The 24,199-nt window shown below is 71.4% G+C and carries 15 protein-coding genes, 3 rRNA genes and 1 pseudogene; 18 read left to right on the top strand and 1 reads right to left on the bottom strand.

Annotated elements, in window-relative coordinates; all coding sequences use genetic code 11:
* The first annotated feature begins 368 nt into the window (after positions 1-368).
* The 13 genes from AFB00_RS23765 to AFB00_RS23825 all read left to right on the top strand — a co-directional run bounded on the left by AFB00_RS23765 (position 369) and on the right by AFB00_RS23825 (position 18,589).
* Positions 369-1,886: ribosomal RNA gene (locus tag AFB00_RS23765) — 16S ribosomal RNA — on the top strand.
* Between the two features lie 303 nt (positions 1,887-2,189).
* Positions 2,190-5,293, top strand: a 23S ribosomal RNA gene (locus AFB00_RS23770).
* Between the two features lie 124 nt (positions 5,294-5,417).
* Positions 5,418-5,534 (top strand): 5S ribosomal RNA (rrf, locus tag AFB00_RS23775).
* Together the 16S, 23S and 5S rRNA genes form the textbook arrangement of a ribosomal RNA operon.
* Positions 5,535-7,000: 1,466 nt before the next feature.
* Positions 7,001-8,635 (top strand): tetratricopeptide repeat protein, encoded by a 1,635-nt coding sequence (locus tag AFB00_RS33550; RefSeq protein ID WP_156819706.1) that lies wholly within the window; start codon positions 7,001-7,003, stop codon positions 8,633-8,635.
* A complete protein-coding gene (locus tag AFB00_RS23785) occupies positions 8,632-9,627 on the top strand; it encodes an HAD hydrolase-like protein (protein WP_068799041.1) in 996 nt (331 codons plus the stop codon). The genes AFB00_RS33550 and AFB00_RS23785 overlap by 4 nt, the downstream gene beginning before the upstream one ends.
* A gap of 277 nt (positions 9,628-9,904) precedes the next feature.
* Positions 9,905-10,111, top strand: coding sequence for a hypothetical protein (locus AFB00_RS23790; protein WP_068799042.1), 207 nt, complete (start codon positions 9,905-9,907; stop codon positions 10,109-10,111).
* Position 10,112: 1 nt separating this feature from the next.
* A complete protein-coding gene (locus AFB00_RS23795; RefSeq protein ID WP_068799043.1) occupies positions 10,113-10,937 on the top strand; it encodes a TlyA family RNA methyltransferase in 825 nt (274 codons plus the stop codon).
* Positions 10,934-11,839, top strand: coding sequence for an NAD kinase (locus tag AFB00_RS23800; protein ID WP_068799044.1), 906 nt, complete (start codon positions 10,934-10,936; stop codon positions 11,837-11,839). Before AFB00_RS23795 ends, AFB00_RS23800 begins: the two co-directional genes overlap by 4 nt.
* Positions 11,840-11,938: 99 nt before the next feature.
* Positions 11,939-13,789 carry a DNA repair protein RecN gene (recN, locus tag AFB00_RS23805; RefSeq protein WP_068799045.1) on the top strand — a complete coding sequence of 617 codons (1,851 nt, stop codon included), beginning with the start codon at positions 11,939-11,941 and terminating at the stop codon, positions 13,787-13,789.
* A gap of 83 nt (positions 13,790-13,872) precedes the next feature.
* Positions 13,873-15,048 carry a putative cytokinetic ring protein SteA gene (gene steA, locus AFB00_RS23810; RefSeq protein ID WP_068799046.1) on the top strand — a complete coding sequence of 392 codons (1,176 nt, stop codon included), beginning with the start codon at positions 13,873-13,875 and terminating at the stop codon, positions 15,046-15,048.
* A complete protein-coding gene (locus AFB00_RS23815) occupies positions 15,045-15,974 on the top strand; it encodes a copper transporter (protein WP_068799047.1) in 930 nt (309 codons plus the stop codon). Before steA ends, AFB00_RS23815 begins: the two co-directional genes overlap by 4 nt.
* A 24-nt stretch (positions 15,975-15,998) precedes the next feature.
* Entirely contained in the window at positions 15,999-17,771 is a 1,773-nt protein-coding gene (locus AFB00_RS23820) for a CTP synthase (RefSeq protein ID WP_068799048.1), read from the top strand.
* Between the two features lie 179 nt (positions 17,772-17,950).
* Complete coding sequence (locus tag AFB00_RS23825) at positions 17,951-18,589, top strand: NUDIX domain-containing protein (RefSeq protein WP_068799049.1); 639 nt, start codon at positions 17,951-17,953, stop codon at positions 18,587-18,589.
* Positions 18,590-18,622: 33 nt separating this feature from the next.
* Here the strand turns inward: AFB00_RS23825 and AFB00_RS32315 are convergent, their stop codons facing one another.
* A complete protein-coding gene (locus tag AFB00_RS32315) occupies positions 18,623-19,516 on the bottom strand; it encodes an NINE protein (protein ID WP_083275786.1) in 894 nt (297 codons plus the stop codon).
* Positions 19,517-19,589: 73 nt separating this feature from the next.
* Between AFB00_RS32315 and AFB00_RS23835 the strand changes: the two genes are divergently transcribed.
* The 5 genes and pseudogenes from AFB00_RS23835 to AFB00_RS23855 form a co-directional block, all read left to right on the top strand.
* The gene (locus tag AFB00_RS23835) at positions 19,590-20,582 is read left to right on the top strand and encodes an LLM class F420-dependent oxidoreductase (RefSeq protein ID WP_068799050.1); all 993 of its coding nucleotides are present in this window, start codon (positions 19,590-19,592) and stop codon (positions 20,580-20,582) included.
* A 23-nt stretch (positions 20,583-20,605) separates the two neighbouring features.
* Positions 20,606-21,511 carry a tyrosine recombinase gene (locus AFB00_RS23840; protein WP_197519640.1) on the top strand — a complete coding sequence of 302 codons (906 nt, stop codon included), beginning with the start codon at positions 20,606-20,608 and terminating at the stop codon, positions 21,509-21,511.
* Positions 21,512-21,582: 71 nt separating this feature from the next.
* On the top strand, positions 21,583-22,248 hold the full coding sequence (locus AFB00_RS23845; protein WP_068799051.1) for a DUF4097 family beta strand repeat-containing protein: 666 nt from the start codon (positions 21,583-21,585) through the stop codon (positions 22,246-22,248).
* A gap of 189 nt (positions 22,249-22,437) precedes the next feature.
* Entirely contained in the window at positions 22,438-23,319 is an 882-nt protein-coding gene (locus tag AFB00_RS23850; protein WP_068799052.1) for a ParA family protein, read from the top strand.
* A pseudogene (locus AFB00_RS23855) lies at positions 23,316-24,182 on the top strand (segregation and condensation protein A); the annotation flags it as partial. The gene AFB00_RS23850 and the pseudogene AFB00_RS23855, both read left to right, overlap by 4 nt.
* Positions 24,183-24,199: the final 17 nt, after the last annotated feature.

Genomic DNA, 24,199 nt, shown 5'->3' on the forward strand with positions numbered 1-24,199 from the left:
CCTGTAACTTTCTCCTCGTCGCCAACACGGGACGGACGGACAAGACCGGCCGAAAGGCACGGGGTTCGAGCCACCGCGGGCGACAGTCTCTGATCAGCATTTCGATGATGATCGTGACGCCCGAAGCTAGGGTTGACCCTGAGCTTCGGACCAAGTAGCATAAGAAAGTTGCCTCCGAGCAGGAGCAACTCAGACGCCCCGGGGCGACGGCCGAAAGGTTCGACCCCCGAGTGCAGGTGTCTTTTGAGAACTCAACAGTGTGTCGAGCTATATTATGGTTTGGCGTTTTTGTGCCAGATTGTTTGTTTGGTTGAACTCGGTGCGACCCCGTCGTGCCGGGTTTGCCGGTTGTTTGCAAGTCAGGGTTTTTGTTGGAGAGTTTGATCCTGGCTCAGGACGAACGCTGGCGGCGTGCTTAACACATGCAAGTCGAGCGGTAAGGCCCTTCGGGGTACACGAGCGGCGAACGGGTGAGTAACACGTGGGTGACCTGCCCTCCACTCTGGGATAAGCCCGGGAAACTGGGTCTAATACCGGATAGGACCTCTCAACGCATGTTGGGTGGTGGAAAGTTTTTTCGGTGGGGGATGGGCCCGCGGCCTATCAGCTTGTTGGTGGGGTGATGGCCTACCAAGGCGGTGACGGGTAGCCGGCCTGAGAGGGCGACCGGCCACACTGGGACTGAGACACGGCCCAGACTCCTACGGGAGGCAGCAGTGGGGAATATTGCGCAATGGGCGGAAGCCTGACGCAGCGACGCCGCGTGGGGGATGACGGCCTTCGGGTTGTAAACCTCTTTCGCCAGGGACGAAGCTTCGGTGACGGTACCTGGAGAAGAAGCACCGGCCAACTACGTGCCAGCAGCCGCGGTAACACGTAGGGTGCGAGCGTTGTCCGGAATTATTGGGCGTAAAGAGCTCGTAGGCGGTGTGTCGCGTCGGCCGTGAAAACTTGGGGCTTAACTCTGAGCGTGCGGTCGATACGGGCATCACTTGAGTTCGGCAGGGGAGACTGGAATTCCTGGTGTAGCGGTGAAATGCGCAGATATCAGGAGGAACACCGGTGGCGAAGGCGGGTCTCTGGGCCGATACTGACGCTGAGGAGCGAAAGCGTGGGGAGCGAACAGGATTAGATACCCTGGTAGTCCACGCCGTAAACGTTGGGCGCTAGGTGTGGGGACCATTCCACGGTTTCTGTGCCGCAGCTAACGCATTAAGCGCCCCGCCTGGGGAGTACGGCCGCAAGGCTAAAACTCAAAGGAATTGACGGGGGCCCGCACAAGCGGCGGAGCATGTGGATTAATTCGATGCAACGCGAAGAACCTTACCTGGGTTTGACATGCACAGGACCGCGGCAGAGATGTCGTTTCCCTTGTGGCCTGTGTGCAGGTGGTGCATGGCTGTCGTCAGCTCGTGTCGTGAGATGTTGGGTTAAGTCCCGCAACGAGCGCAACCCTTGTTCCATGTTGCCAGCACGTAATGGTGGGGACTCATGGGAGACTGCCGGGGTCAACTCGGAGGAAGGTGGGGATGACGTCAAGTCATCATGCCCCTTATGTCCAGGGCTTCACACATGCTACAATGGCTCATACAGAGGGCTGCGAGACCGTGAGGTGGAGCGAATCCCTTAAAGTGAGTCTCAGTTCGGATCGGGGTCTGCAACTCGACCCCGTGAAGTTGGAGTCGCTAGTAATCGCAGATCAGCAATGCTGCGGTGAATACGTTCCCGGGCCTTGTACACACCGCCCGTCACGTCACGAAAGTTGGTAACACCCGAAGCCGGCGGCCCAACCCTTGTGGAGGGAGTCGTCTAAGGTGGGACTGGCGATTGGGACGAAGTCGTAACAAGGTAGCCGTACCGGAAGGTGCGGCTGGATCACCTCCTTTCTAAGGAGTCCCACCATGTGGTGGGGCGCCAACTGTTTCTTCTGAGATGTGTTGGTTCCTTAACTGAAATCATGCTGTCGGCCCCGGATGTGGGTCGGGTGTGACTGGGTGGAACGCAATGGGCGTCAGGCTTGTGGTTCGACACACTGTTGGGTCCTGAGAAGACACCGCTGTTGGCGGGTGTTCTCTGGCCGCGTTGGTCGGGGGTTGTCCTAACGCCTTCCTTGGTGGGGGTGGTGGTTGCTTCTGGTCTTGTGTGGTTGTGGGTTGAGTGTTGCATAGTGGATGCGAGCATCTTGTTGTGGTCAAGTTGTTAAGAGCACATGGTGGATACCTAGGCATCAGGAGCCGATGAAGGACGTGGGAGACCGCGATAGTCCTCGGGGAGTTGTCAACCGAACTGTGATCCGAGGGTGTCCGAATGGGGAAACCCAGCACCCGTCATGGGGTGTTACCCGTACCTGAATTCATAGGGTGCGTGGAGGGAACGTGGGGAAGTGAAACATCTCAGTACCCACAGGAAGAGAAAACAATAGTGATTCCGTGAGTAGTGGCGAGCGAAAGCGGAAGAGGCTAAACCGTGTCCGTGTCAAGCCGGCAGGTGTTGCGGGTGCGGGGTTGTGAGGCGTGTCGTTCATCTTCTGCCGAGGGTGGGACAATTGATGACTGTGTTAGCGGAACGATTCTGGGATGGTCGGCCGTAGTGGGTGAGAGCCCCGTACGCGAAAATGCAGTTGTGGTTGTGGGCATTGTTCTCGAGTAGCAGCGAGCTCGTGGAATTTGCTGTGAATCTGGCGGGACCACCCGTCAAGCCTAAATACTACCTGATGACCGATAGCGGACTAGTACCGTGAGGGAAAGGTGAAAAGTACCCCGGGAGGGGAGTGAAATAGTACTTGAAACCGTGTGCTTACAAGCCGTCAGAGCCTGAAGTGGTCTTGTACTGCAGGGTGATGGCGTGCCTTTTGAAGAATGAGCCTGCGAGTTATGCTTCGTGGCGAGGTTAACCCGTTGTGGGGTAGCCGTAGCGAAAGCGAGTCCGAATAGGGCGGTGGAGTCGCGGGGTGTAGACCCGAAGCGGAGTGATCTACCCATGGCCAGGGTGAAGCGTCGGTAAGACGTCGTGGAGGCCCGAACCCACCAGGGTTGAAAACCTGGGGGATGAGCTGTGGGTAGGGGTGAAAGGCCAATCAAACTTCGTGATAGCTGGTTCTCCCCGAAATGCATTTAGGTGCAGCGTCGTGTGTTTCTCGCCGGAGGTAGAGCACTGGATGGCCTAGGGGGCCTACAAGCTTACTGAAGTTAGCCAAACTCCGAATGCCGGTGAGTGAGAGCGCGGCAGTGAGACTGCGGGGGATAAGCTTCGTGGTCGAGAGGGAAACAGCCCAGATCACCGGCTAAGGCCCCTAAGTGTGCGCTAAGTGGGAAAGGATGTGGGATCGCAGAGACAACCAGGAGGTTGGCTTAGAAGCAGCCACCCTTGAAAGAGTGCGTAATAGCTCACTGGTCAAGTGGTCCTGCGCCGACAATGTAGCGGGGCTCAAGCGCACCGCCGAAGCCGTGGCAATGACACTTGAGTGTGTTGTTGGGTAGGGGAGCGTCCTGCATCTGGTGAAGCCCGGGAGTGATTTACGGGTGGAGGGTGTGGGAGTGAGAATGCAGGCATGAGTAGCGAATGAAGAGTGAGAATCTCTTCCGCCGGATGACCAAGGGTTCCTGGGCCAGGTTGTTCCGCCCAGGGTGAGCCGGGACCTAAGGCGAGGCCGTCAGGCGTAGTCGATGGACAACGGGTTGATATTCCCGTGCTCGTGATAGTGCGTCCATGCTGAGGCCGGTGATGCTAACCATCCGAACCTACCTCGGTTCCTTCGGGAGCTGTGTTTGTGGGGGAGCGTGGGATCCGATCCGGTAGTAGGCAAGTGATGGGGTGACGCAGGAGGGTAGCTCCGCCACGCGGTGGTTGTCGTGGTGTAAGCCTGTAGCCTGGTCTTCTAGGTAAATCCGGAGGATCGTGAAGGGTGAGAGGTGACGCGTAGCCGATTGAGGCGAAGTGAGTGATCCCATGCTGTCGAGAAAAGCCTCTAGCGAGTGCTGTTGCGGCCCGTACCCCAAACCGACACAGGTGGTCAGGTAGAGAATACCGAGGCGATCGAGCGAACTGTGGTTAAGGAATTCGGCAAAATGCCCCCGTAACTTCGGGAGAAGGGGGGCCATCTGTCGTGAAGCCATGTGCTGGTGGAGCGGTGGGTGGTCGCAGAGACCAGGCCCAAGCGACTGTTTACTAAAAACACAGGTCCGTGCGAAGTCGCAAGACGATGTATACGGACTGACGCCTGCCCGGTGCTGGAACGTTAAGAGGACCTGTTAGTCCCTTCGGGGGCGAAGCGGAGAATTTAAGCGCCAGTAAACGGCGGTGGTAACTATAACCATCCTAAGGTAGCGAAATTCCTTGTCGGGTAAGTTCCGACCTGCACGAATGGCGTAACGACTTGGGCGCTGTCTCGACCACAGACTCGGCGAAATTGCATTACGAGTAAAGATGCTCGTTACGCGCGGCAGGACGGAAAGACCCCGGGACCTTTACTATAGCTTGGTATTGGTGCTCGGTTCGGCTTGTGTAGGATAGGTGGGAGACTGTGAAGCGTTCACGCTAGTGGGTGTGGAGTCGTTGTTGAAATACCACTCTGGTCGAATTGGGTGTCTTAACCTCGGGCCATGATCTGGTTCAGGGACAGTGCCTGGTGGGTAGTTTAACTGGGGCGGTTGCCTCCTAAAGAGTAACGGAGGCGCCCAAAGGTTCCCTCAGCCTGGTTGGCAATCAGGTGTTGAGTGTAAGTGCACAAGGGAGCTTGACTGTGAGACTGACGGGTCGAGCAGGGACGAAAGTCGGGACTAGTGATCCGGCACCTCCTGGTGGAAGGGGTGTCGCTCAACGGATAAAAGGTACCCCGGGGATAACAGGCTGATCTTGCCCAAGAGTCCATATCGACGGCATGGTTTGGCACCTCGATGTCGGCTCGTCGCATCCTGGGGCTGGAGTAGGTCCCAAGGGTTGGGCTGTTCGCCCATTAAAGCGGTACGCGAGCTGGGTTTAGAACGTCGTGAGACAGTTCGGTCCCTATCCGCCGCGCGCGTTGGAGACTTGAGGAAGGCTGTCCCTAGTACGAGAGGACCGGGACGGACGAACCTCTGGTGTGCCAGTTGTCCCGCCAGGGGCACGGCTGGTTGGCTATGTTCGGGAGGGATAACCGCTGAAGGCATCTAAGCGGGAAGCCTGTTCCAAGATGAGGTCTCCCACCACCTTGAGTGGGTAAGGCTCCCAGTAGATGACTGGGTTGATAGGCCGGAGATGGAAGCCTTGTGAGGGGTGGAGTTGACCGGTACTAATAGGCCGAGGGCTTGCCACAACATGTTGTTCGCATCCACTGTGTGACCCTGAGTCCACAACCATTGTTTGTGTGTTCACGGCTCCCACACCCTTGTTCGCGCTGTGCGCGTGTCGGGGGTGGTGGGGGATAAGTTGATAGTGTTGTCGGTGGTTATGGCGGTAGGGGAACGCCCGGTCCCATTCCGAACCCGGTAGCTAAGCCTTCCTGCGCCGATGGTACTGCACTCGTCAGGGTGTGGGAGAGTAGGTCGCCGCCGACATTCAATTTCAGGAAGGGGAGTCCGTTGCGGTGTAAGAGACCGGGCGGGCTCCCCTTTCTTTCGTGTGTGCGGTCGTACCGGTGGTCCGGCTCGGCTCGCCCGGTGCGGTCGTCGACCGCGGAAGCGACGGTGTTCCTTTGTACCCTGACCACGTGACGGACGGGGATCGTCCCGGCAACGGCCGGGGAGGCGAGGACAACCGGAGGTCCGACCGGGGACGCGGTGGCCCGCGAACCGGTGCGGGCTGGTCCCGGAGCGGGGACGGCCGGCAGCGGGACGACGGGCCGGGCCGGGACCGGGGTGGTCGCGGAGGCGATGACCGGAGGTCGGGCGGCTCGTGGCGGTCCGGCGACGACCGTGGATCCCGGGACGACCGGCGTCCGGCAGGCGGCCGGCCCGAGCGCGGGGATCGCGACCGGCGCGACCGCGGCCGTCCCGACGGAAGCGATCGGGGCGCTCGCGACAACCGGCACGGCGATCATGGTCGCGAGGACCGGGACCACGGTTCGGGTCGCGGGTCCTTCTCCGACCGGCGTGAGGGCGCCGGTCGTGGTCGGGACGACCGCCCGTCCCGGGACCGGCGTGGCGCACCCGATGGCGATCGGTACCGCGGTGGCCGTGGGCGCGACGAGGATCGCGGGCGTCCCTCCGGGCAACGCTCGTTCGACGATCGTGGGCGGAGCCCCCGTCGGGACGACGACGGCCGCGGCTCCGGATACGGGGACCGGGACGGGCGGCCGTACCGGGACCGGGAGGCAGCGGGACGGGGCGAGCGGACCTTCCGGGGCCGCGACGACCGGAGCGGTCGTGACGAGGAGCGCCGCGGGACCCGGTCCACCGACGACCGCCCGTCCCGGCCCCGCCGCGATCGCGACGACCGTGGCGGGTACTCCGCGCGGGGCCGTGATGATCGCGGCGGTCGGCCGGCCCAGCGAGGCGAGGACCGTGGCGACCGCTCGTTCCGGGGCCGCCCCGGGCGCGCGGACGGCGGCGACCGCCGGGACCGGGCTCCCGCGGATCGCGGGAGCCGTCCGTTCCGTGATCGGGATGATCGTCGCGACCGTCCGTTCCGTGACGGCGAGGACCGTGGCGGCCGTCCCTTCCGTGATCGCGACGACCGTGGCGGCCGTCCGGCCCGCGACCGTGACGACCGTGGCGGGCGCTCGTTCCGCGATCGGGACGGCGACCGTGGGGCTCGTCCCTACCGAGACCGTGACGACCGCCCGGGACGCCCTTCCGGCGATCGCGACGACCATCGGGGAGGTGGCTTCCGGGGCGGGGACGACCGTGGCGGCCGTTCGTCCGCAGGACGTGACGATCGCGCCGGCCGTCCGGCCCGCGGGCGCGACGACCGGCCGGCGCGCACGTCCCGGGAACGCGACGACCGTTCCGGGTACCAGTCCCGCGGACGGGACGACCGCGACCGGCGTTCCCCGCGTGAGCGTGACGAACGCACCGCGGCCGGGGTGCAGCAGCCCGACAGTGGGCGGGAGGTCCCGGACGGGGCCATCACGGACCGCCCGTCCGAGGCCGGGACCGGGGCGGACACCCCGTTCCTGCCGGACGGGCGCGGAACGGAGGCGTCCCCGGCGGGCTCCGGGGCGGACCTCGTCACGGATTCCGTGTCCACACCGGTCATCGATCGGCCCGGTGCGGGCAGCGACGACACGCACGACCCTGCCCCCGGCGACGTGCCGGCGGCACAGCAGCGGGAGGAGCCGTCCGGCGACGACCGCACGGTCTCCGAGCTGCAGGACCGCCGCGGGGCGTCCGAGCGCGACGACCGCCGCCGTCCGGGGGGCGACGATCACGGGGGCGGGCGCCGTGACGATCGCCAGGATGGGCGCGACGCCTACCGCGGCGGACGTGACGACCGCGGGGGCGCGCGCGACGGGCACCGCGGGGGACGTGAGGACCGCCGTGGCGGCCGCGACGAGCGACGGGGCGGACGTGACGACCGCCGGGACCGTGCCGGCCGTCCGGACCGGGGTGCGGACACCGTCGACCGCCCGCACATCGACGGGCCGGAGCTGCCGGACTCCATCTCGGCGTCGGACCTCGACGGTGACGTCCGGCGCGACCTGCGCGGGCTGCAGAAGGAGACCGCGGAGACCGTCGCCCGGCACCTGGTCGCGGCCGGGGTACTGGTCGACGACGACCCGGAGCTCGCCCTGGAGCACGCGCGCTACGCGCGCCGGCGGGCGTCGCGGATCGCCGTGGTCCGGGAGGCGGCGGGGATCGTCGCCTACCACGCGGGGGAGTGGAACGAGGCGCTCGGTGAGTTCCGGGCCGCGCGGCGGATGGGTGGCGGCCCCGGCCATGTCCACGTGATGGCCGACATCGAGCGTGCCCTCGGTCGTCCGGAGCGGGCCATCGACCTCGCGCGGAGTCCCGAGGCACGTGACCTGGGTGCCGAGGAGCGCATCGAGCTGCTGATCGTGGCCGCAGGCGCCCGGCGCGACCTCGGTGAGTTCGGCGCGGCCGTCGTGGGACTGCAGGTGTCCGAGCTGGACGCGGCCCGGCGTGACCCGTGGAGCGCCCGGCTGTTCTACGCCTACGCCGACAACCTGCTGGCCGCCGGTCGCGAGTCCGAAGCCGTCCAGTGGTTCGTCCACGCACACGACGCCGACACCGACGGGCTGACCGACGCGGGCGCCCGGATCGCCGAGCTGACCGGTGACGAGCTCCCCGGCACGGCCGACGACGACCTGTCGATCGGGTACGAGGACGTCCCGGCCGACCAGGTCGCGTACCCCGACCGGGACCGGACCGCCGACGGTGCGGCACGCCCCGCGCCCGACGAGGAGCCGGTGAGCGGTACCGGCGGGCCGCTCGGCACCCTCGATCCCGAGGACGCGACCGAGGACACGACCGACGACGCCCCCACGGTGCCGACGGTCGACGACGCCCCGGCGGACGCGGGTGGCGACGCGGCAGGTGAGCCCCCGGCCCCGGCCGACCGGCCGGACGCCGAACAGCTCCACACCGGCCAGGGGCCCGACACCCCGGGGACCGCCCGGACGACGGACCCGGACGCCGGACCCTCGGGCACGGACCCCGGGGACTCCCCGGACGGCTCCGGCGGAGCGGACCGGGCGTGACCGAGGACCTCCTGGCCCGGCACGACATCCTGCTGGCCGATCTCGACGGCACGCTGTACCGGGGACCCGTGGTGGTCCCCGGTGCGGTCGCCGCCGTTCGTGACGCCGCGCAGCGGGGGGTGCCGACCGCGTACGTCACCAACAACGCCTCCCGCAGCCCGGCCGACGTCGCGGAGCATCTCGCGGAGCTCGGCTTCCCGGTCCGCACCGCGGACGTCCGCACCAGCGCCCAGGCCGGAGCGGCCCTGCTCGCCGAGCGGGTGCCCGCCGGGGCGTCCGTGCTCGTCCTCGGGACCGAGGCGCTGGCCGAGGAGGTCCGGGCGCAGGGCCTGGTCGTCGTCGGCACGGCCGCGGGCGCCGACGCGGTGATCCAGGGGCACTCGCCCGACACGGGCTGGCGGCAGCTGACCGAGGCCGTCGTCGCCGTGCGGGCCGGTGCCGTCTGGGTGGCGACCAACGTGGACCTGACCCTGCCGACAGATCGCGGGGCGCTGCCCGGGAACGGGTCGATGGTCCAGGTCGTGCGGAACGCGACCGGGGTGGAGCCGGCCGTCGCCGGGAAACCCGGTGCGCGACTGCTCCGCGAGGGGCAGGGGTCCGCCCGCCGCCCGCTGGTGCTCGGCGACCGTCTGGACACCGACATCGCCGGCGCGCACGCGCTCGGTGAGCCGTCGTTGCTGGTCCTGACCGGGGTCAGCCAGGCTCCGGACCTGCTCGCCGCCCCACCGGACCTGCGCCCGACCTACATCGGGGCCGATCTGGCCGCGCTCGCCCGGGATCCCGCGGAACTCACACCGGAGCCCCGGCCGGGCTGGCGGGCGACGCCCGGTGCCGACGGTCTGGTGCTGTCCGGGTCGGGAGCCGGCGCCGAGCCGTCGCTGGACGCGCTGCGCACGCTGTGTGCGGCGGCCTGGCAGCACGGCACGGACCGGGTCACCGCCGAGGGCGATCCCGCCGCCGCAGCACTGCGGGAGCTGGGTCTGGTCCGGTGACGCGTGGCGCCGCTCCGCCGCGCCGGTCCGCCCGCGGGGCGGCTCCGGCCCGCAGCCGTGCTGCGCGGACACCGGTCGCCGGTGGGATGCGGACGCCCGTGGCCGACGGGGTGTGTACACCGGCCGCCGGCCGGACGCGGGAGTCCATGGGCGGCGGCGCGGGAACGCCCGTGTCCGGCAGCGTGCGGACGTCCGTGGCCGGCCGGGTGGGAACGCCCACCGCCGTCGGCGGGTTCGGCTACCGTGGCGGCGAGAACCCCGTCCCCGGAGATCATCGATGACCGTCCCCACGCCCGGCCCGCGCCCGGGTGACCCGCGACCGCCCGGACCCCGGCCGGTCGCCGACCTGCGTACCGACGTCGAGGACGCCCTGGCAGGTCTCGACGAGCTCGCCGACCGCCCGGTCGCCGAGCACCCGGTCGCGTTCGAGCGGGTGCACGCCGCGCTGGGCCGGGCGCTCACCGCCGGGTCGGAGCGGGACTGAGGTGGCTCCCGTCCGCTCCCGGCTGGACTCCGAACTCGTCCGGCGCAAGCTCGCCCGCTCCCGGGGCCAGGCCGCGGAGCTCATCGCCGCGGGCCGGGTCTCGGTCAACGGCATGCCGGCGGCGAAGGCCGCGACGGTCGTCGACCGGGACGCACCGGTCGTCGTCCGCCCCGGCGACGACGGCGAGCCCGAATGGGCGTCGCGCGGCGCCCGGAAGCTGGTCGGCGCGCTGGAGGCCTTCACCGGCGTCGACCCGGCCGGCCGCCGCTGTCTCGATGCCGGAGCCTCCACCGGGGGGTTCACCGACGTCCTGCTCGGCCGGGGCGCCCGGCGGGTGGTCGCGGTCGACGTCGGGTACGGCCAGCTGGTCTGGCGGCTGCAGTCCGACGAGCGGGTCGCCGTCCACGACCGCACCAACGTGCGCTCGCTGGAGCCGGACGCGATCGGCGGGCCGGTCGACCTCACCGTCGCCGACCTGTCGTTCATCTCGCTGCGCACGGTCCTCCCGGCGCTGCTCGCCTGCACCGCGCCCGGTGGTGACCTGCTGCCGATGGTGAAGCCGCAGTTCGAGGTGGGCAAGCAGCGCCTCGGATCGGGCGGGGTGGTGCGGAGCGCCGCGCTGCGCACCGAGGCGCTGCGCGAGGTCGCCGACGCCGCCGCCGCACTGGGGCTGCACCTGCTCGACGCCACGGCGAGCCCGCTGCCCGGGCCGTCCGGCAACGTCGAGTACTTCCTGCACCTGCGTCGACCGGCCGGGGCCGACGAGCCCGCCGGACCCGATCCGGAGGCCCTGCTGGCCGCCGCGGTCGCGAACGGCCCGGCATGAGGGAGATCCTGCTCGTCCTGCACACCGGTCGCCCGGCCACCCGCCGGACGGCGTTGTACGTCATGAGCGAGCTCGGGCGGCTGGGCCTGCACACCCGGGTGCTCGCCGACGAGTGGGCCGAGCTCGGGCCGGACCTGCCCGCCGAGTTCGCGCCGCGGCTCGTCCCCGGGACCCCGGAGTGCGCCCGCGGTGCGGAGGCGGTGCTCGTGCTCGGTGGCGACGGCACCCTGCTGCGCGCCGCCGATCTGGCCCGGCCGGCGGGTGTGCCGCTGCTCGGGGTCAACCTCGGGCACGTCGGGTTCCTCGCCGAGGCCGAGGAGGACACCCTCGACGAGGCGTTGCAGAAGCTCGCGGCGGGCGCCTACGAGGTGGAGGAACGCACCACACTGGAGGCGCTCGTCCGGTCGAATGGCACGGTGCTGGGCCGGACCTGGGCACTCAACGAGGCCGTCGTCGAGAAGACCACCCGCGGCCGGATCCTCGAGGTCGTGCTGGAGGTCGACGGCCGGCCGGTGTCCTCGTTCGGCTGCGACGGGGTGCTCTGCTCCACGCCGACCGGTTCCACCGCGTACGCCTTCTCCGCGGGTGGACCGCTGATCTGGCCGCAGGTGCAGGCACTGCTGGTCGTCCCGAGCAACGCACACGCGTTGTTCGCCCGGCCGATGGTGATCGCGCCGGACAGCGCGGTGGCGATCGAGGTCTCGGCCGACGGCCCCTCCGCGGTGCTCGACTGCGACGGCCGGCGCACCGTCTCGGTGCCGCCCGGCGCCCGGGTGGAGCTGCGACGTGCGACGGAGCCGGTCCGGATGATCCGGCTCGCCGCACAACCGTTCGCCGACCGGTTGGTGCGCAAGTTCGATCTCCCGGTGCGCAGCTGGCGCGGCCGGAGTTCGAACGCCTGATCGACCGTTCGGCGCAACGGGACGACCGCACGAACACCCGTTCGGATCCGGCGCGTGTCGACGGTGTTCCCCGTCGGGGTTCGAACGTATGGTCGCCCCATGTTGTCCGAGATGCGGATCCAGGGCCTCGGTGTGATCGACGACGCGACCCTGGAACTCGACCCGGGCCTGACCGTGCTGACCGGCGAGACGGGGGCCGGGAAGACCATGGTCGTGACCGGGCTGAACCTGTTGGGCGGTGGCCGGGCCGAGGCGTCCCGGGTGTCGGCGGGGGCGAAGCGGGCCGTCGTCGAAGGGCGGTTCGCGGCCTCACCGGCGGCCCTGGAGCTGGCCGACGAGGTGAGCGCCGATGCGGACGACGACGGGACCCTCATCGCCGCCCGCACCGTGTCGGCCGACGGCAGGTCCCGGGCACACCTGGGTGGCCGGTCCGTCCCGAACGGCGTGCTGGGCCGGCTGGCCGAGGCACAGCTCGCGGTGCACGGGCAGAACGACCAGCTCCGGCTGCTGCGGGGCGCCGACCAGCGGGCCCTGCTCGACCGGTTCGCCGGCGACCCGGTGGCCACGCCCCTGGCCGCCTACCGGTCGGTGCGGTCGGCGTGGCTCGATGTCGTCGCCGAGCTGGCCGAGCGCCGGGACAACGCGCGCCGGCTCGCCCAGGAGGCCGATCTGCTGCGGCACGGGCTGGCCGAGATCGAGGCGGTCGACCCGCAGCCGGGGGAGGACCGCGAGCTCGTCGAGCAGGCCCGCCGGATGGTCGAGGCGGACGACCTGCGCGCCGCCGCCGAGGGAGCGCACGCCGCGCTGTCCGGCTCGGACGACGGGGAGCTGCCCGGAGCGGTCGGCCTGGCCGGCCGGGCGAAGGGGCTCGCCGAGGGCAGCGGCGATCCCGAGCTCGCCGACCTCGGGCCGCGGCTGGCCGACGCCGTCGCCGTCCTCGCCGACGCCGCGGCCGAGCTGTCCGTCTACCTGGACCGGCTCGACGACGACCCGGAACGCCTGTCCCAGGTCCTCGCCCGGCAGGCCGAGCTGAAGTCGCTCACCCGCAAGTACGCCGCGGACACCGACGGTGTGCTCGACTGGGCGGCCTCGGCCCGGGACCGGCTCGCCGGGCTCGACACCTCCGACGAGGCGCTGGCCGCGCTCGCCGCCCGGCGCGACGAGCTCGCCGCCGAGCTCGCCGGACACGCCGCCGAGATCACCGCGGCCCGGACCGAGGCGGCCGGCCGGCTGGCCGAGGCCACCACCGCCGAGCTCGCCGGGCTCGCCATGGCCGACGCCCGGCTGCAGGTCGGCGTGGCACTCCGGCCCGCGGGCGACGGCGGCCCCGCGCTGACGGTCGGCGGCCGCGGCTGCCACGCGGGTACCAGTGGTGTCGACGAGGTCGAGATCCGGCTGGTGCCGCACCACGGCGCGCCATCGCGGCCGTTGCACAAGGGCGCCTCGGGCGGCGAGCTGTCCCGGGTGATGCTGGCCCTGGAGGTGGCGCTCGCCGGCGCCGACCCGGTGCCGACGATGGTGTTCGACGAGGTCGACGCCGGGGTCGGCGGTCGGGCCGCGGTCGAGATCGGCCGCCGGCTGGCCCGGCTCGCCGCCCGGCACCAGGTCATCGTCGTGACCCACCTGCCGCAGGTCGCGGCGTACGCCGACCGCCACCTGGTGGTGCAGAAGGCGTCCGGGGAGGGCGTGACGCGCTCCAGCGTCCGCCGGTTGTCGGAGGAGGAGCGCACCCAGGAGCTGGCGCGGATGCTCGCCGGGATGGACGACACCGACACCGGGCGGGCGCACGCGGAGGAGCTGCGGGACGCCGCCACGACCCATCGCGAGGCCGATCGGGCGGCCCTGCGTCCGGCCGACCTGGCCCAGGCGCGGTCGCGGCGCGCGGGGGCCGCCCGGTCCGGGAGCGGGCGCGGCCCTGCCCGCCGGGGCAAGGTCGCCAAGGCGGGCTGAACGGCCACTCTGCGTGGTGACACCGCGACCGACTGCGGCGTGCCTGCGGCGGACCGGTGCTCCGGGGTGCGACAGTGCGCCCCATGAAGCTGTCCGGCCTGCTGCACCGTTCGCGACCGGAGCTGCCCGGCCTGGCCGGCCCGGTCCGCACCGACCGCCGCACCGAGTCCCTGCTGCGCCGCCTGCGGCCGGGGGACGTCGTCGTCCTCGACGAGGTCGATCTCGACCGCGCCACCGCCGACGCCCTCGTGACCGCGCGGGTGGCGGCGGTCGTCAACGCGGCACCGTCGATCTCCGGCCGGTTCCCCAACCTCGGCCCGCAGGTGCTGGTCGAGGCGGGTATCCCGCTGGTCGACGACTGCGGCGCCGAGATCATGCGCGCGGTCAAGGAGGGGAACCGGGTCCGGCTGCACGACGGCGTCCTGTACTCCGGCGAACAGCCGCTCGGCGAGGGGCGGACGCAGACCGAGGACACGGTCGCGGACGCGCTCGACGAGGCCAAGCAAGGTCTCACCCACCAGCTCGAGGCGTTCGCCGCGAACACCATCGAGTTCATGCGTCGCGAGCGCTCGCTGCTCCTCGACGGGCACGGCGTGCCGGACGTCGACGTCGTGCTCGACGGGCGGCCGGTGCTCGTCGTCGCCGCCGGGTTCGACCACGCGGACGTGCTCAAGCGGCTCCGGGCCTACGTCAAGGAGTACCGCCCGGTGCTCGTCGGGGTCGGTGCCGGCGCGGACGCGCTCGTCGCGGCGAAGTACCGGCCCGACCTCATCGTGGCCGACCCGTCGGAGGTCTCGAACCAGGCGCTGACCAGCGGCGCCGACGTGGTGGTGCCGGCCTTCCCGGACGGGCACGCACCCGGCCTGCACCGCGTGCAGGACCTGGGCGCCAGCGCGGTGACGTTCCCGTCGATGGCCAACCCGGAGGATCTCGCGCTGCTCCTGGCGCACCACCACGGCGCGAGCATGATCGTCACGGTGGGGCTGTCCGCGTCGATGGGGGAGTTCCTCGACCGCGGCCGCTCGGGCAGCAACGCGTCGACCTTCCTGACCCGGTTGCAGGCCGGGGGCACCGTCGTCGACGGCACGATGATCGCCCAGATGTACCGGGGCCGGACCGCGTTCGCCCCGCTGCTGCTGCTGGTGGCGGCGGCCGTCGTCGCCGTGGTGGTCGCGGTGCTCGTGTCGGGCGCGGGACCGGCGGCGCTGGAGTGGCTGCGCGGGCTGGTCGAGACCGTACGGTCCTGGTTCCCGGCGTGATCTCCCGGCGCTACCACCGGATCGCGCTGGTCGCCGTCTTCGTGCTGGCGCTGGCCGCAGGCGTCGCCGTCGCGACGGTGGGGGTCCCGCAGCGGGTCGCCGCGGTCATGTCGGCTCCGGGCGACACCGGGGAGCTCGACCGGACGGCCGCCGAGCGTGACGAGCTCGCCGCGCGGCAGCGCGCCGGTGACGAGTTCGCGGCCCGGATCGCCCCCGGCGTGGTCCGGGGCCGTCTCGACGGCGTTCCGGTCACCGTCGTCGCGCTCGGCGCCGACCCGGCCGACACCCGTGCGGTCGCGGAGCTCGTGACCACCGCCGGCGGCACCGTCGCCGGTGAGGTCGTACTGACCCCCGCCGTGACCGACCCGGCCCGGGCCGACCAGCTGCGCGACCTGTCGGCCCGGCTCCTCCCGGCGGGGGCCCAGCTGCCGCCGTCGTCGGATCCGGGCACGCTCGCCGGTGGACTCCTCGGGGCGGCGTTGCTCGCCCCGGCCGAGCGGCCCGCGCCGGACCCGCAGCAGGCGGCCGGGGTGCTGGCCGGCCTCGCCGGTGGCGGGTTCGCGGAGCCCTCCACGGGGTCCGTGACCGCCGGCCGGCTGGCCGTCGTCGTCACCGGCGGCGGGTACGGCGGGGTCGACGCGACGGGCTCGGCCGGGACCGCGGCCGGGCTGGCGGCGGAGCTCGACCGCCGGGCCCCGTCCGTGCTCGCGGGACGGGACGCGTCACCGGCGTCCGCGGTCGGCGTCACCCGCTCCGGCGTCGCTCCGTCCGGCACCGGAGCACCGGTCACCCTGTCCACGGTCGACGGCGTCGGCACCGCAGCGGGGCGGGTCGCCACCGTGCTCGCGCTGGCCGAACGCCGCGACGGGCGGACCGGCCAGTACGGATCGGGTGACGGTGCGACCGGCCCGGTTCCCACCCTCTGAATCCGGTCGGTAGGCTGAAGCTCCGTGCAGACTCGCGCCACCCGTCATCTGTTCGTCACCGGTGGGGTTGCCTCCTCACTGGGCAAGGGACTCACCGCGTCGAGCCTGGGCCAGTTGCTCACGGCCCGCGGCCTCCGCGTCACGATGCAGAAGCTCGACCCGTACCTGAACGTCGATCCCGGGACGATGAACCCGTTCCAGCACGGCGAGGTGTTCGTCACCGAGGACGGGGCGGAGACCGATCTCGACATCGGTCACTACGAGCGCTTCCTCGACCGTGACCTGCAGGGCCGGGCCAACGTGACCACCGGGCAGGTGTACTCCGAGGTCATCGCCAAGGAGCGCCGCGGCGAGTACCTCGGCGACACCGTGCAGGTCATCCCGCACATCACGAACGAGATCAAGGACCGCGTCCTCGCGATGGCCGAGCCCGACGCCGAGGGCATCGCCCCCGACGTCGTCATCACCGAGGTCGGCGGCACGATCGGCGACATCGAGTCGCTGCCGTTCGTGGAGGCCGCTCGGCAGGTCCGGCACGAGGTCGGGCGGGACAACTGCTTCTTCCTGCACGTCTCGCTGGTGCCCTACCTCGCGCCGTCCGGTGAGCTGAAGACCAAGCCGACCCAGCACTCCGTCGCGGCGCTGCGCAACATCGGCATCCAGCCCGACGCGCTCGTCCTGCGTGCCGACCGGGCGATCCCGGACGCGATGAAGCGCAAGATCTCGCTGATGTGCGACATCGAGCTCGACGGCGTCGGTGCCTGTGCCGACGCCCCGTCGATCTACGACATCCCGAAGGTGCTGCACGGCGAGGGACTCGACGCCTACGTGGTCCGCCGGCTCGGGCTGCCGTTCCGCGACGTCGACTGGACGGTCTGGGGCGACCTGCTCGACCGGGTCCACCACCCCCAGGAGACCGCGACGATCGCGCTGGTCGGGAAGTACGTCGACCTGCCCGACGCCTACCTCTCGGTGACCGAGGCGCTGCGTGCCGGCGGGTTCGCCCACCACGCGAAGGTGGCGATCCGCTGGGTCCCGTCCGACAGCTGCGAGACGCCCGCCGGAGCGGCCGAGGCACTCGACGGGGTCGACGCCGTCCTGATCCCCGGCGGGTTCGGGATCCGCGGCATCGAGGGCAAGCTCGGCGCGATCACCCACGCCCGGACCCGGAAGATCCCGACGCTCGGGCTCTGCCTCGGGCTGCAGTGCATGGTGATCGAGACGGCGCGCTCCGTGGCCGGGCTGGAGGGGGCCAGCTCCTCGGAGTTCGACCCCGACACCGCGCACCCGGTCGTCTCGACGATGGCGACCCAGCGCGACGTCGTCGCCGGGGAGCGCGACATGGGCGGCACCATGCGCCTGGGGGCCTACCCGGCCGTCCTCGCGGCCGGATCGGTCGCGGCGGCCGCGTACGGGACCAGGGAGATCTCCGAGCGGCACCGGCACCGGTTCGAGGTCAGCAACGACTACCGGCAGCAGCTGGCCGACGCCGGCCTGGTGTTCGGGACCTCGCCGGACGGCTCGCTCGTCGAGTTCGTGGAGCTGCCGGCCTCCGAGCACCCGTTCTTCGTCGGGACCCAGGCGCACCCGGAGCTCAAGAGCCGCCCGACCCGGCCGCACCCGTTGTTCGCCGCGTTCGTGAAGGCGGCGCTGCGCTACCGGGCCGAGGAGCGGCTGCCCGTGCAGCTCCCGGGCCGGGACGGGACGCAGAGCACCGACGGGGCCGACGGGCCGGTGGCCGAGGAGGTCGCCAGCGCGAACGGTGCGGAGCCGACCGGGACACCGGCCGGGGCCTGACCGCAGCCCGGCCGCGCCCGGCGGAGCGGTGCGGGCGGCGGCACCGCCGGAGCGCCGTACGGTGTCGCCCGGATGCCACCGCCGCGGTGCGGCGGCCGGCGCCGGACGGGCCGCTACGGTACGACGGTGACCTCCGCCCGCCGTGTACCGCAGCCCGTCGTCCGCCCGCTGGTGGCCCGGTGATCCGGCCCGGGGAGCACGACTTCCCGGTCCGGTCGGCCACCGACATCTACTCGGGCCGGGTGATGGCCCTGCGGTCGGACCGGGTGGTCATGCCGGGCGGCCGGGTCGCCACCCGCGAGATCCTGGAGCATCCCGGGGCGGTCGCGGTCGTCGCCGTCGACGAGCGGGACCGGGTGCGGATGCTGCACCAGTACCGGCACGCCGTCCGGCGGCGGCTGTGGGAGCTGCCGGCCGGACTGCTCGACGTGGCCGGTGAGGACCCGGCGGTGACGGCGGACCGCGAGCTCACGGAGGAGGCCGGGTTGTCCGCGGCCGACTGGTCGGTCCTGCTCGACGTCGTGCCCTCGCCAGGGTTCTCCGACGAGTCGGTGCGGATCTTCCTGGCCCGCGACCTCACCGAGAAGCAGCGTCCGGACCTGGGCGACGACGAGGAAGCCGATCTGGAGCTGCGCTGGATCCCGCTGGCCGAGGCCGTCGGGATGGTGTTCACCGGCGAGATCGTCAACGCCGTGACCTGCGCCGGGCTGCTCACGGCCCGCTCGGTGCTGGCGGGGGAGTTCGAGCCCCGGCCGACCGGTGTCGAGTGGACGGACCGGCCGGAGCGTTTCGCCCGCCGCCGCGACGGCGACGACTGACCGCCGCCCCGGCACCGCCCGCGTCCCCCCGGGTCACGGTCGGAGCGGACGGCCCTCGGGATCGGTCGGGTTCCCGGCGAGGATGACGATCCCGTCGATGAACGACCAGAGGAAGCCGAACCCGAAGGTGACGATCGTGACGAGCAGCTGCGCGATCGCCAGGTCGGTGTGCCCGGTGTAGAAGCGGCCGATCCCGATCGGCAGGAACAGCTGCAGCAGCCCGGCGACGACCTTCTGCCGCTCGGAGTAGGGCCGGCCGGAGTACATCTCCCGGCCGAACGGCGCGTACGGGTCGACGCCGCCGTACGGCCCGTAGACGGGCGGGCTGGGGTGCGGCGGGTAGGCGGGACCGTGGCCGGCCCCCTGGTGCCCGGTTCCCGGGGCGAACCCGGGGCCGGGGTATCCGCCCTCGGCGGACCCGGAGTGCGGGTACCCGCCGGGGCCGCCATAGCCGGGCCCCGCCGCGTACGCGCCGTACCCGGCTGCGCCCGGTGCCCCGTACCAGGGGACATCCCGGTCCCCGCCGGTCGTGCCGGGACCGTGGGCGGCTCCGCCCGTGGACGTCGGCTCGTGGCCCGGCGCCGGCCGGGTGAGGTGGTCCGTCGGCGTGGTGTCGTCGCCGTAGGGGCCCGCGGCGGGATGCCCGGACGGGTCGGTCTCCGCCGGTGTGGCCAGGGTCGGGTCCGGGGTGGCGGGTGTCGGGAGCCGGGTCGTCGCCTCGGGATCGGTGCCGGCCCCGGCGACCGCCCCGCCGGGATGCGGTTCCGGCAGGTCGGAGAAGAGCTCGGCCAGCTCGGCGTGGCTCGTGGCGGACCGCGCCCGGCGCACCCGGTCGGCGAGGGCGTCGGCGGAGAGGCGTCCGTCGGTGCGGTGGCGGGTCAGTGCCCGGACCGCCTCCTCCTGCTCGTCGTGGTCGATCGCTCCCATACCGCGACGCTATCGCTCCGGGGCGCGGCGCGGCCGACGGGCCGTCCGGCGGTCGTCGTCCTAGGGTCGGTCCATGCGATTCGGACTGTTCGTTCCCCAGGGCTGGCGGCTCGATCTGGTCGGCATCGACCCGGCGGCGCAGTGGGACGTGATGCGCGGCGTCGCCGAGCACGCCGACCGCGGCGACGTGTGGGAGTCGGTGTGGGTCTACGACCACTTCCACACGGTGCCCGAGCCCACGGACGAGGCCTGCCACGAGGCGTGGACCCTGATGGCCGCGTTCGCCGCGACGACGGAGCGGGTGCGGCTCGGCCAGATGTGCACCTGCATGGCCTACCGCAACCCCGCCTACCTCGCGAAGGTCGCCGCGACCACGGACATCGTCTCCAAGGGGCGGGTCGAGATGGGCATCGGCGCCGGCTGGTACGAGCACGAGTGGCGGGCCTACGGGTACGGCTTCCCGCGCCCGGGCGAGCGCCTGGCGATGCTCGACGAGGGGGTGCAGATCTTCGCGCAGGCGTGGCGGGAGGGCCGGGCAACCCTGGACGGGAAGCACTACCGGGTCGACGACGCGATCGTGGCGCCCCGGCCGCTGCAGGACGGCGGCATCCCGCTGTGGATCGCCGGCGGCGGAGAGAAGGTCACCCTGAAGATCGCCGCGAAGTACGCGCAGTACACGAACTTCGACGGCAGCCTCGACGGGTTCCGGCACAAGTCCTCGGTGCTCGCCGGGCACTGCTCCGAGGTCGGTACCGACTACGACGCGATCGTCCGGTCCGCCAACTACAACGTCGCGATCGGCAGCACCGAGGCCGAGGTCGAGGACCGGTTGCAGCAGCTCAAGGCCCGGCTGGAGCCCGTGGTGGGTGCCGAGAAGGCGGAGGGTGCGCTGGGCGCCTACCGCGGGCTGCCCGCGGTCGGGACGCCGGAGCAGATCGTCGAGAAGCTCGGCGCGCTGCAGGACGTCGGGATGAGCTACGGGATCTTCTACTTCCCCGAGGCGGCCTACGACCGGTCCGGCATCGAGCTGTTCGAGCGCGAGGTCGTGCCGGCGCTGCGGGGCTGAGGACGGTGCCCGGCGCGGAGCGCGTGGTCGCCGACTACCTCGGCCACCTCGCCGTCGAGCGCGGGCGGGCGCAGAACACCCTGCGCTCGTACCGCCTCGATCTCGACCGCTACACCGCACACCTGGCCGGTACCGGTGTCACCGACCTGGCCGGGGTGCGGGAGTCCGACGTCGCCGGGTTCGTCACCGCACTGCGGACCGGGGAGCGCCCGCTCGCCGCGTCGTCGGCGGCGCGGGCGCTCGCCGCGGTCCGCGGCTTGCACCGGTTCGCGGTGCGGGAGGGGATCGTCGGGGTGGACGTCGCCGCGGCGGTGGCCCCGCCGTCGGCGCCCTCGCGGCTGCCGTCGACGTTGTCGGTCGACCAGGTCGACCAGCTGCTCGCGGGGTGCGTGGCGGACGGCCCGACCGGGTTGCGCGACCGGGCCCTGCTGGAACTGCTCTACTCGACCGGCGCCCGGATCTCCGAGGTCGTCGGCGCCGATCTCGACGACCTGGACGTCGACGCGCGGACGATCCTGCTGCACGGCAAGGGCGCCAAGCAGCGGATCGTGCCGGTCGGGCGCCCCGCGCTGGCCGCGGTCGACGCCTACCGGGTGCGCGCCCGCCCCGCACTCGCCGGTCGCGGGCCCGGATCTCCGGCGCTGCTGCTCAACGCCCGGGGGGCCCGGCTGTCCCGGCAGAGCGCCTGGCACGTGCTGCGTGCCGCGGCGGACGCCTCCGGCCTGGAACGGTCGGTGGTCGCGTCGGTCTCCCCGCACACCCTGCGGCACTGCTTCGCGACCCACCTGCTCTCCGGCGGTGCCGACGTCCGGGTGGTGCAGGAGCTGCTCGGGCACGCCTCGGTCGCGACCACGCAGGTGTACACCCACGTCACCGTCGACACCCTGCGTGAGGTCTACGCGACGTCGCACCCGCGCGCCCTGGGCTGAGCGGCGGACCCCGGCGCGGGCCGGGGTCGCCGGACCGCTACGTTGCGGTCCTCATGCGATACGGAACGTGTATGGCCGCGCTGGCGGCGGGGATGCTGATGGCCGGTTGCGCCGGTTCCGGGACCGAGCAGCGGGAGACCGTCACCGACCGGGTCGACGGCGCGATCACCCGGGTCGAGGTCGACTCCGACGCCGGTGGCCTGCGGCTCACCGCGGGGGAGCAGGCCTCGGTGACCCAGGAGCTGGGCTGGACCGGCGACGCGCGGCCCGAGGTCGAGCACCGGGTCGAGGGCGGGGTCCTGCGCATCACCGTCCGCTGCCCGGACGACGGCGGTGAGCAGTGCCAGGCGAGCCTGGACGTCACCGTCCCGGCGGCGTCGTCGTCCCGGGTCGAGCTGGCCGCGGGCGGGATCGAGGTCAGCGGCCTGACCGGGGAGCAGGACCTGCGCTCGGCGGCGGGCTCGGTCAGGGGGACGGGTCTCGGGCCCGGCCCGGTCGCGGCGAACTCCTCCGCGGGCGGGGTGGACCTGACGTTCGCCGCCGCCGCTCCGGACGTGACCGCCGAGTCGTCGGCGGGCGGGGTGGACGTCCGGGTCCCGGTCGGTCCGGTCTACGAGGTCACCACCGAGACCTCGGCGGGATCGGTGCAGGTCGAGGTCCCGGACCAGCCGGGCGCCGACCACCGCATCACCGCGAAGAGCTCGGCGGGCAGCGTCTCGGTCGTCCCGGCGGGCTGAGCCCCGCGACACGCCGCGCCGGGCGCCGCGGAGCCTCCGCCCGCCGCGGGTAGGGTGATCGCACATCAGTTCGCGCCGTGCACGGCGGGGCGCGTTGCCGCACGTGGGGGCGGTTCCTAGGACGCGGGTGCCGGATCGCCGCCGCTGGTCCGGACCTGGTACGGACCTCACGAGGAGACCGGAGAGCGCATGAACCCGACACCGGAATCCCAGGCCCGGCACGACGATCCGGCGACCGAACCCCCGGCCGGCTCTCCCGGTACCAGCAGCAACCGTGCGCCCGAGCCCGCGCCGCTGGCCGTGCACGGCCCGGCCCGGGTGATCGCCGTCGCGAACCAGAAGGGCGGCGTCGGCAAGACGACGTCGACCATCAACCTCGGTGCCGCGCTGGCCGAGTACGGCCGCCGGGTCCTGCTCGTCGACTTCGACCCGCAGGGCGCGCTGTCGGTGGGCCTCGGTGTGCAGCCGCACCAGCTCGAGTCGACGGTGCACAACCTGCTGCTGGAGCGGGACGCCGACCCGTCGGACGTCCTGCAGGACACCGGCGTCGAGAACATGGACCTGCTGCCGTCGAACATCGACCTGTCGGCGGCCGAGGTCCAGCTGGTCACCGAGGTCGGGCGGGAGCAGGCGCTGGGCCGGGCGCTCAAGCGGTTCCTCCCGGACTACGACATCGTCCTCATCGACTGCCAGCCGTCGCTCGGGCTGCTGACGATCAACGCGCTGGCCTGCGCCGACGAGGTGCTCATCCCGCTGGCCTGCGAGTTCTTCTCGCTGCGCGGGGTCGCCCTGCTGATGGACACGATCGGCAAGGTGACCGAGCGCCTGAACCCGGACCTGCGGCTGCTCGGCGTGCTCGCCACCATGTTCGACACCCGGACGCTGCACACCAAGGAGGTGCACGACCGGGTGGTCGAGGCGTTCGGTGACAAGGTGTTCGACGCCGTCATCAACCGCACGATCAAGTTCCCCGAGACGACCGTGGCCGGCGAGCCGATCACCACGTGGGCCCCGGCCTCGCACGCGGCCGCGGCGTACCGGATGCTCGCCCGCGAGGTCATCGCCCGGTGACTCTGCTCGCCGACGATCCGACGGGCCCGACCGACACCCTCGGCACGGGTGACGTCGCCTCGCCGCGGAGCCGGCGTTTCACCGTCCGGCTGGCGAACTTCGAGGGCCCGTTCGACCTGCTGCTGCAGTTGATCGGCAAGCACGAGCTCGACGTCACCGAGATGGCGCTGCACAAGGTCACCGACGACTTCATCGCGCACCTCGCCGACCTCGGCGACGACTTCGATCTCGACGAGACCACGGAGTTCCTGGTCGTGGCCGCGACCCTGCTCGACCTGAAGGCGGCCCGGCTGGTGCCCGGCGCCGAGGTCGACGACGAGGAGGACCTGGCCCTGCTGGAGGCGCGCGACCTGCTGTTCGCGCGGCTGCTGCAGTACCGGGCGTACAAGCAGGCAGCGGAGCTGTTCGTCGAGCTCGAGAACGGCGCGATGCGCCGGTTCCCGCGGTCGGTGTCGGTCGAGGACCGCTACGCCGACCTGCTGCCCGAGGTGCTGCTCGGGGTGGACGCCCAGGCGTTCGCCGAGCTCGCGGCCGCGGTGTTCCGGCCCCGGCCGCCGGAGGAGGTGGGGGTCGACCACCTGCACGCGGCGCAGGTCTCGGTCCCCGAGCACGCCCAGCTGCTGCGGGAGTGGCTGGCGCAGCGCGGGGTCGCGAGCTTCGCCGAGCTGACCGCGGACTGCGTCGCGACGATCGAGGTCATCGCCCGGTTCATGGCGCTGCTGGAGCTGTACCGGGAGCGGTCCGTCGCACTGGACCAGCCGGAGCCGTTCGGGGACCTGACGGTCACCTGGACCGCGGACCGGGCCGACGACCCGGTCGCCTACGCCGCGGCGCTGGAGGACGAGGCCGCGGCCGCCGAGGAGGCCGTGCGGGCGCGGAA

The organism is Pseudonocardia sp. HH130630-07 (assembly GCF_001698125.1).
In the GTDB taxonomy this organism is placed as follows: Bacteria; Actinomycetota; Actinomycetes; order Mycobacteriales; family Pseudonocardiaceae; genus Pseudonocardia.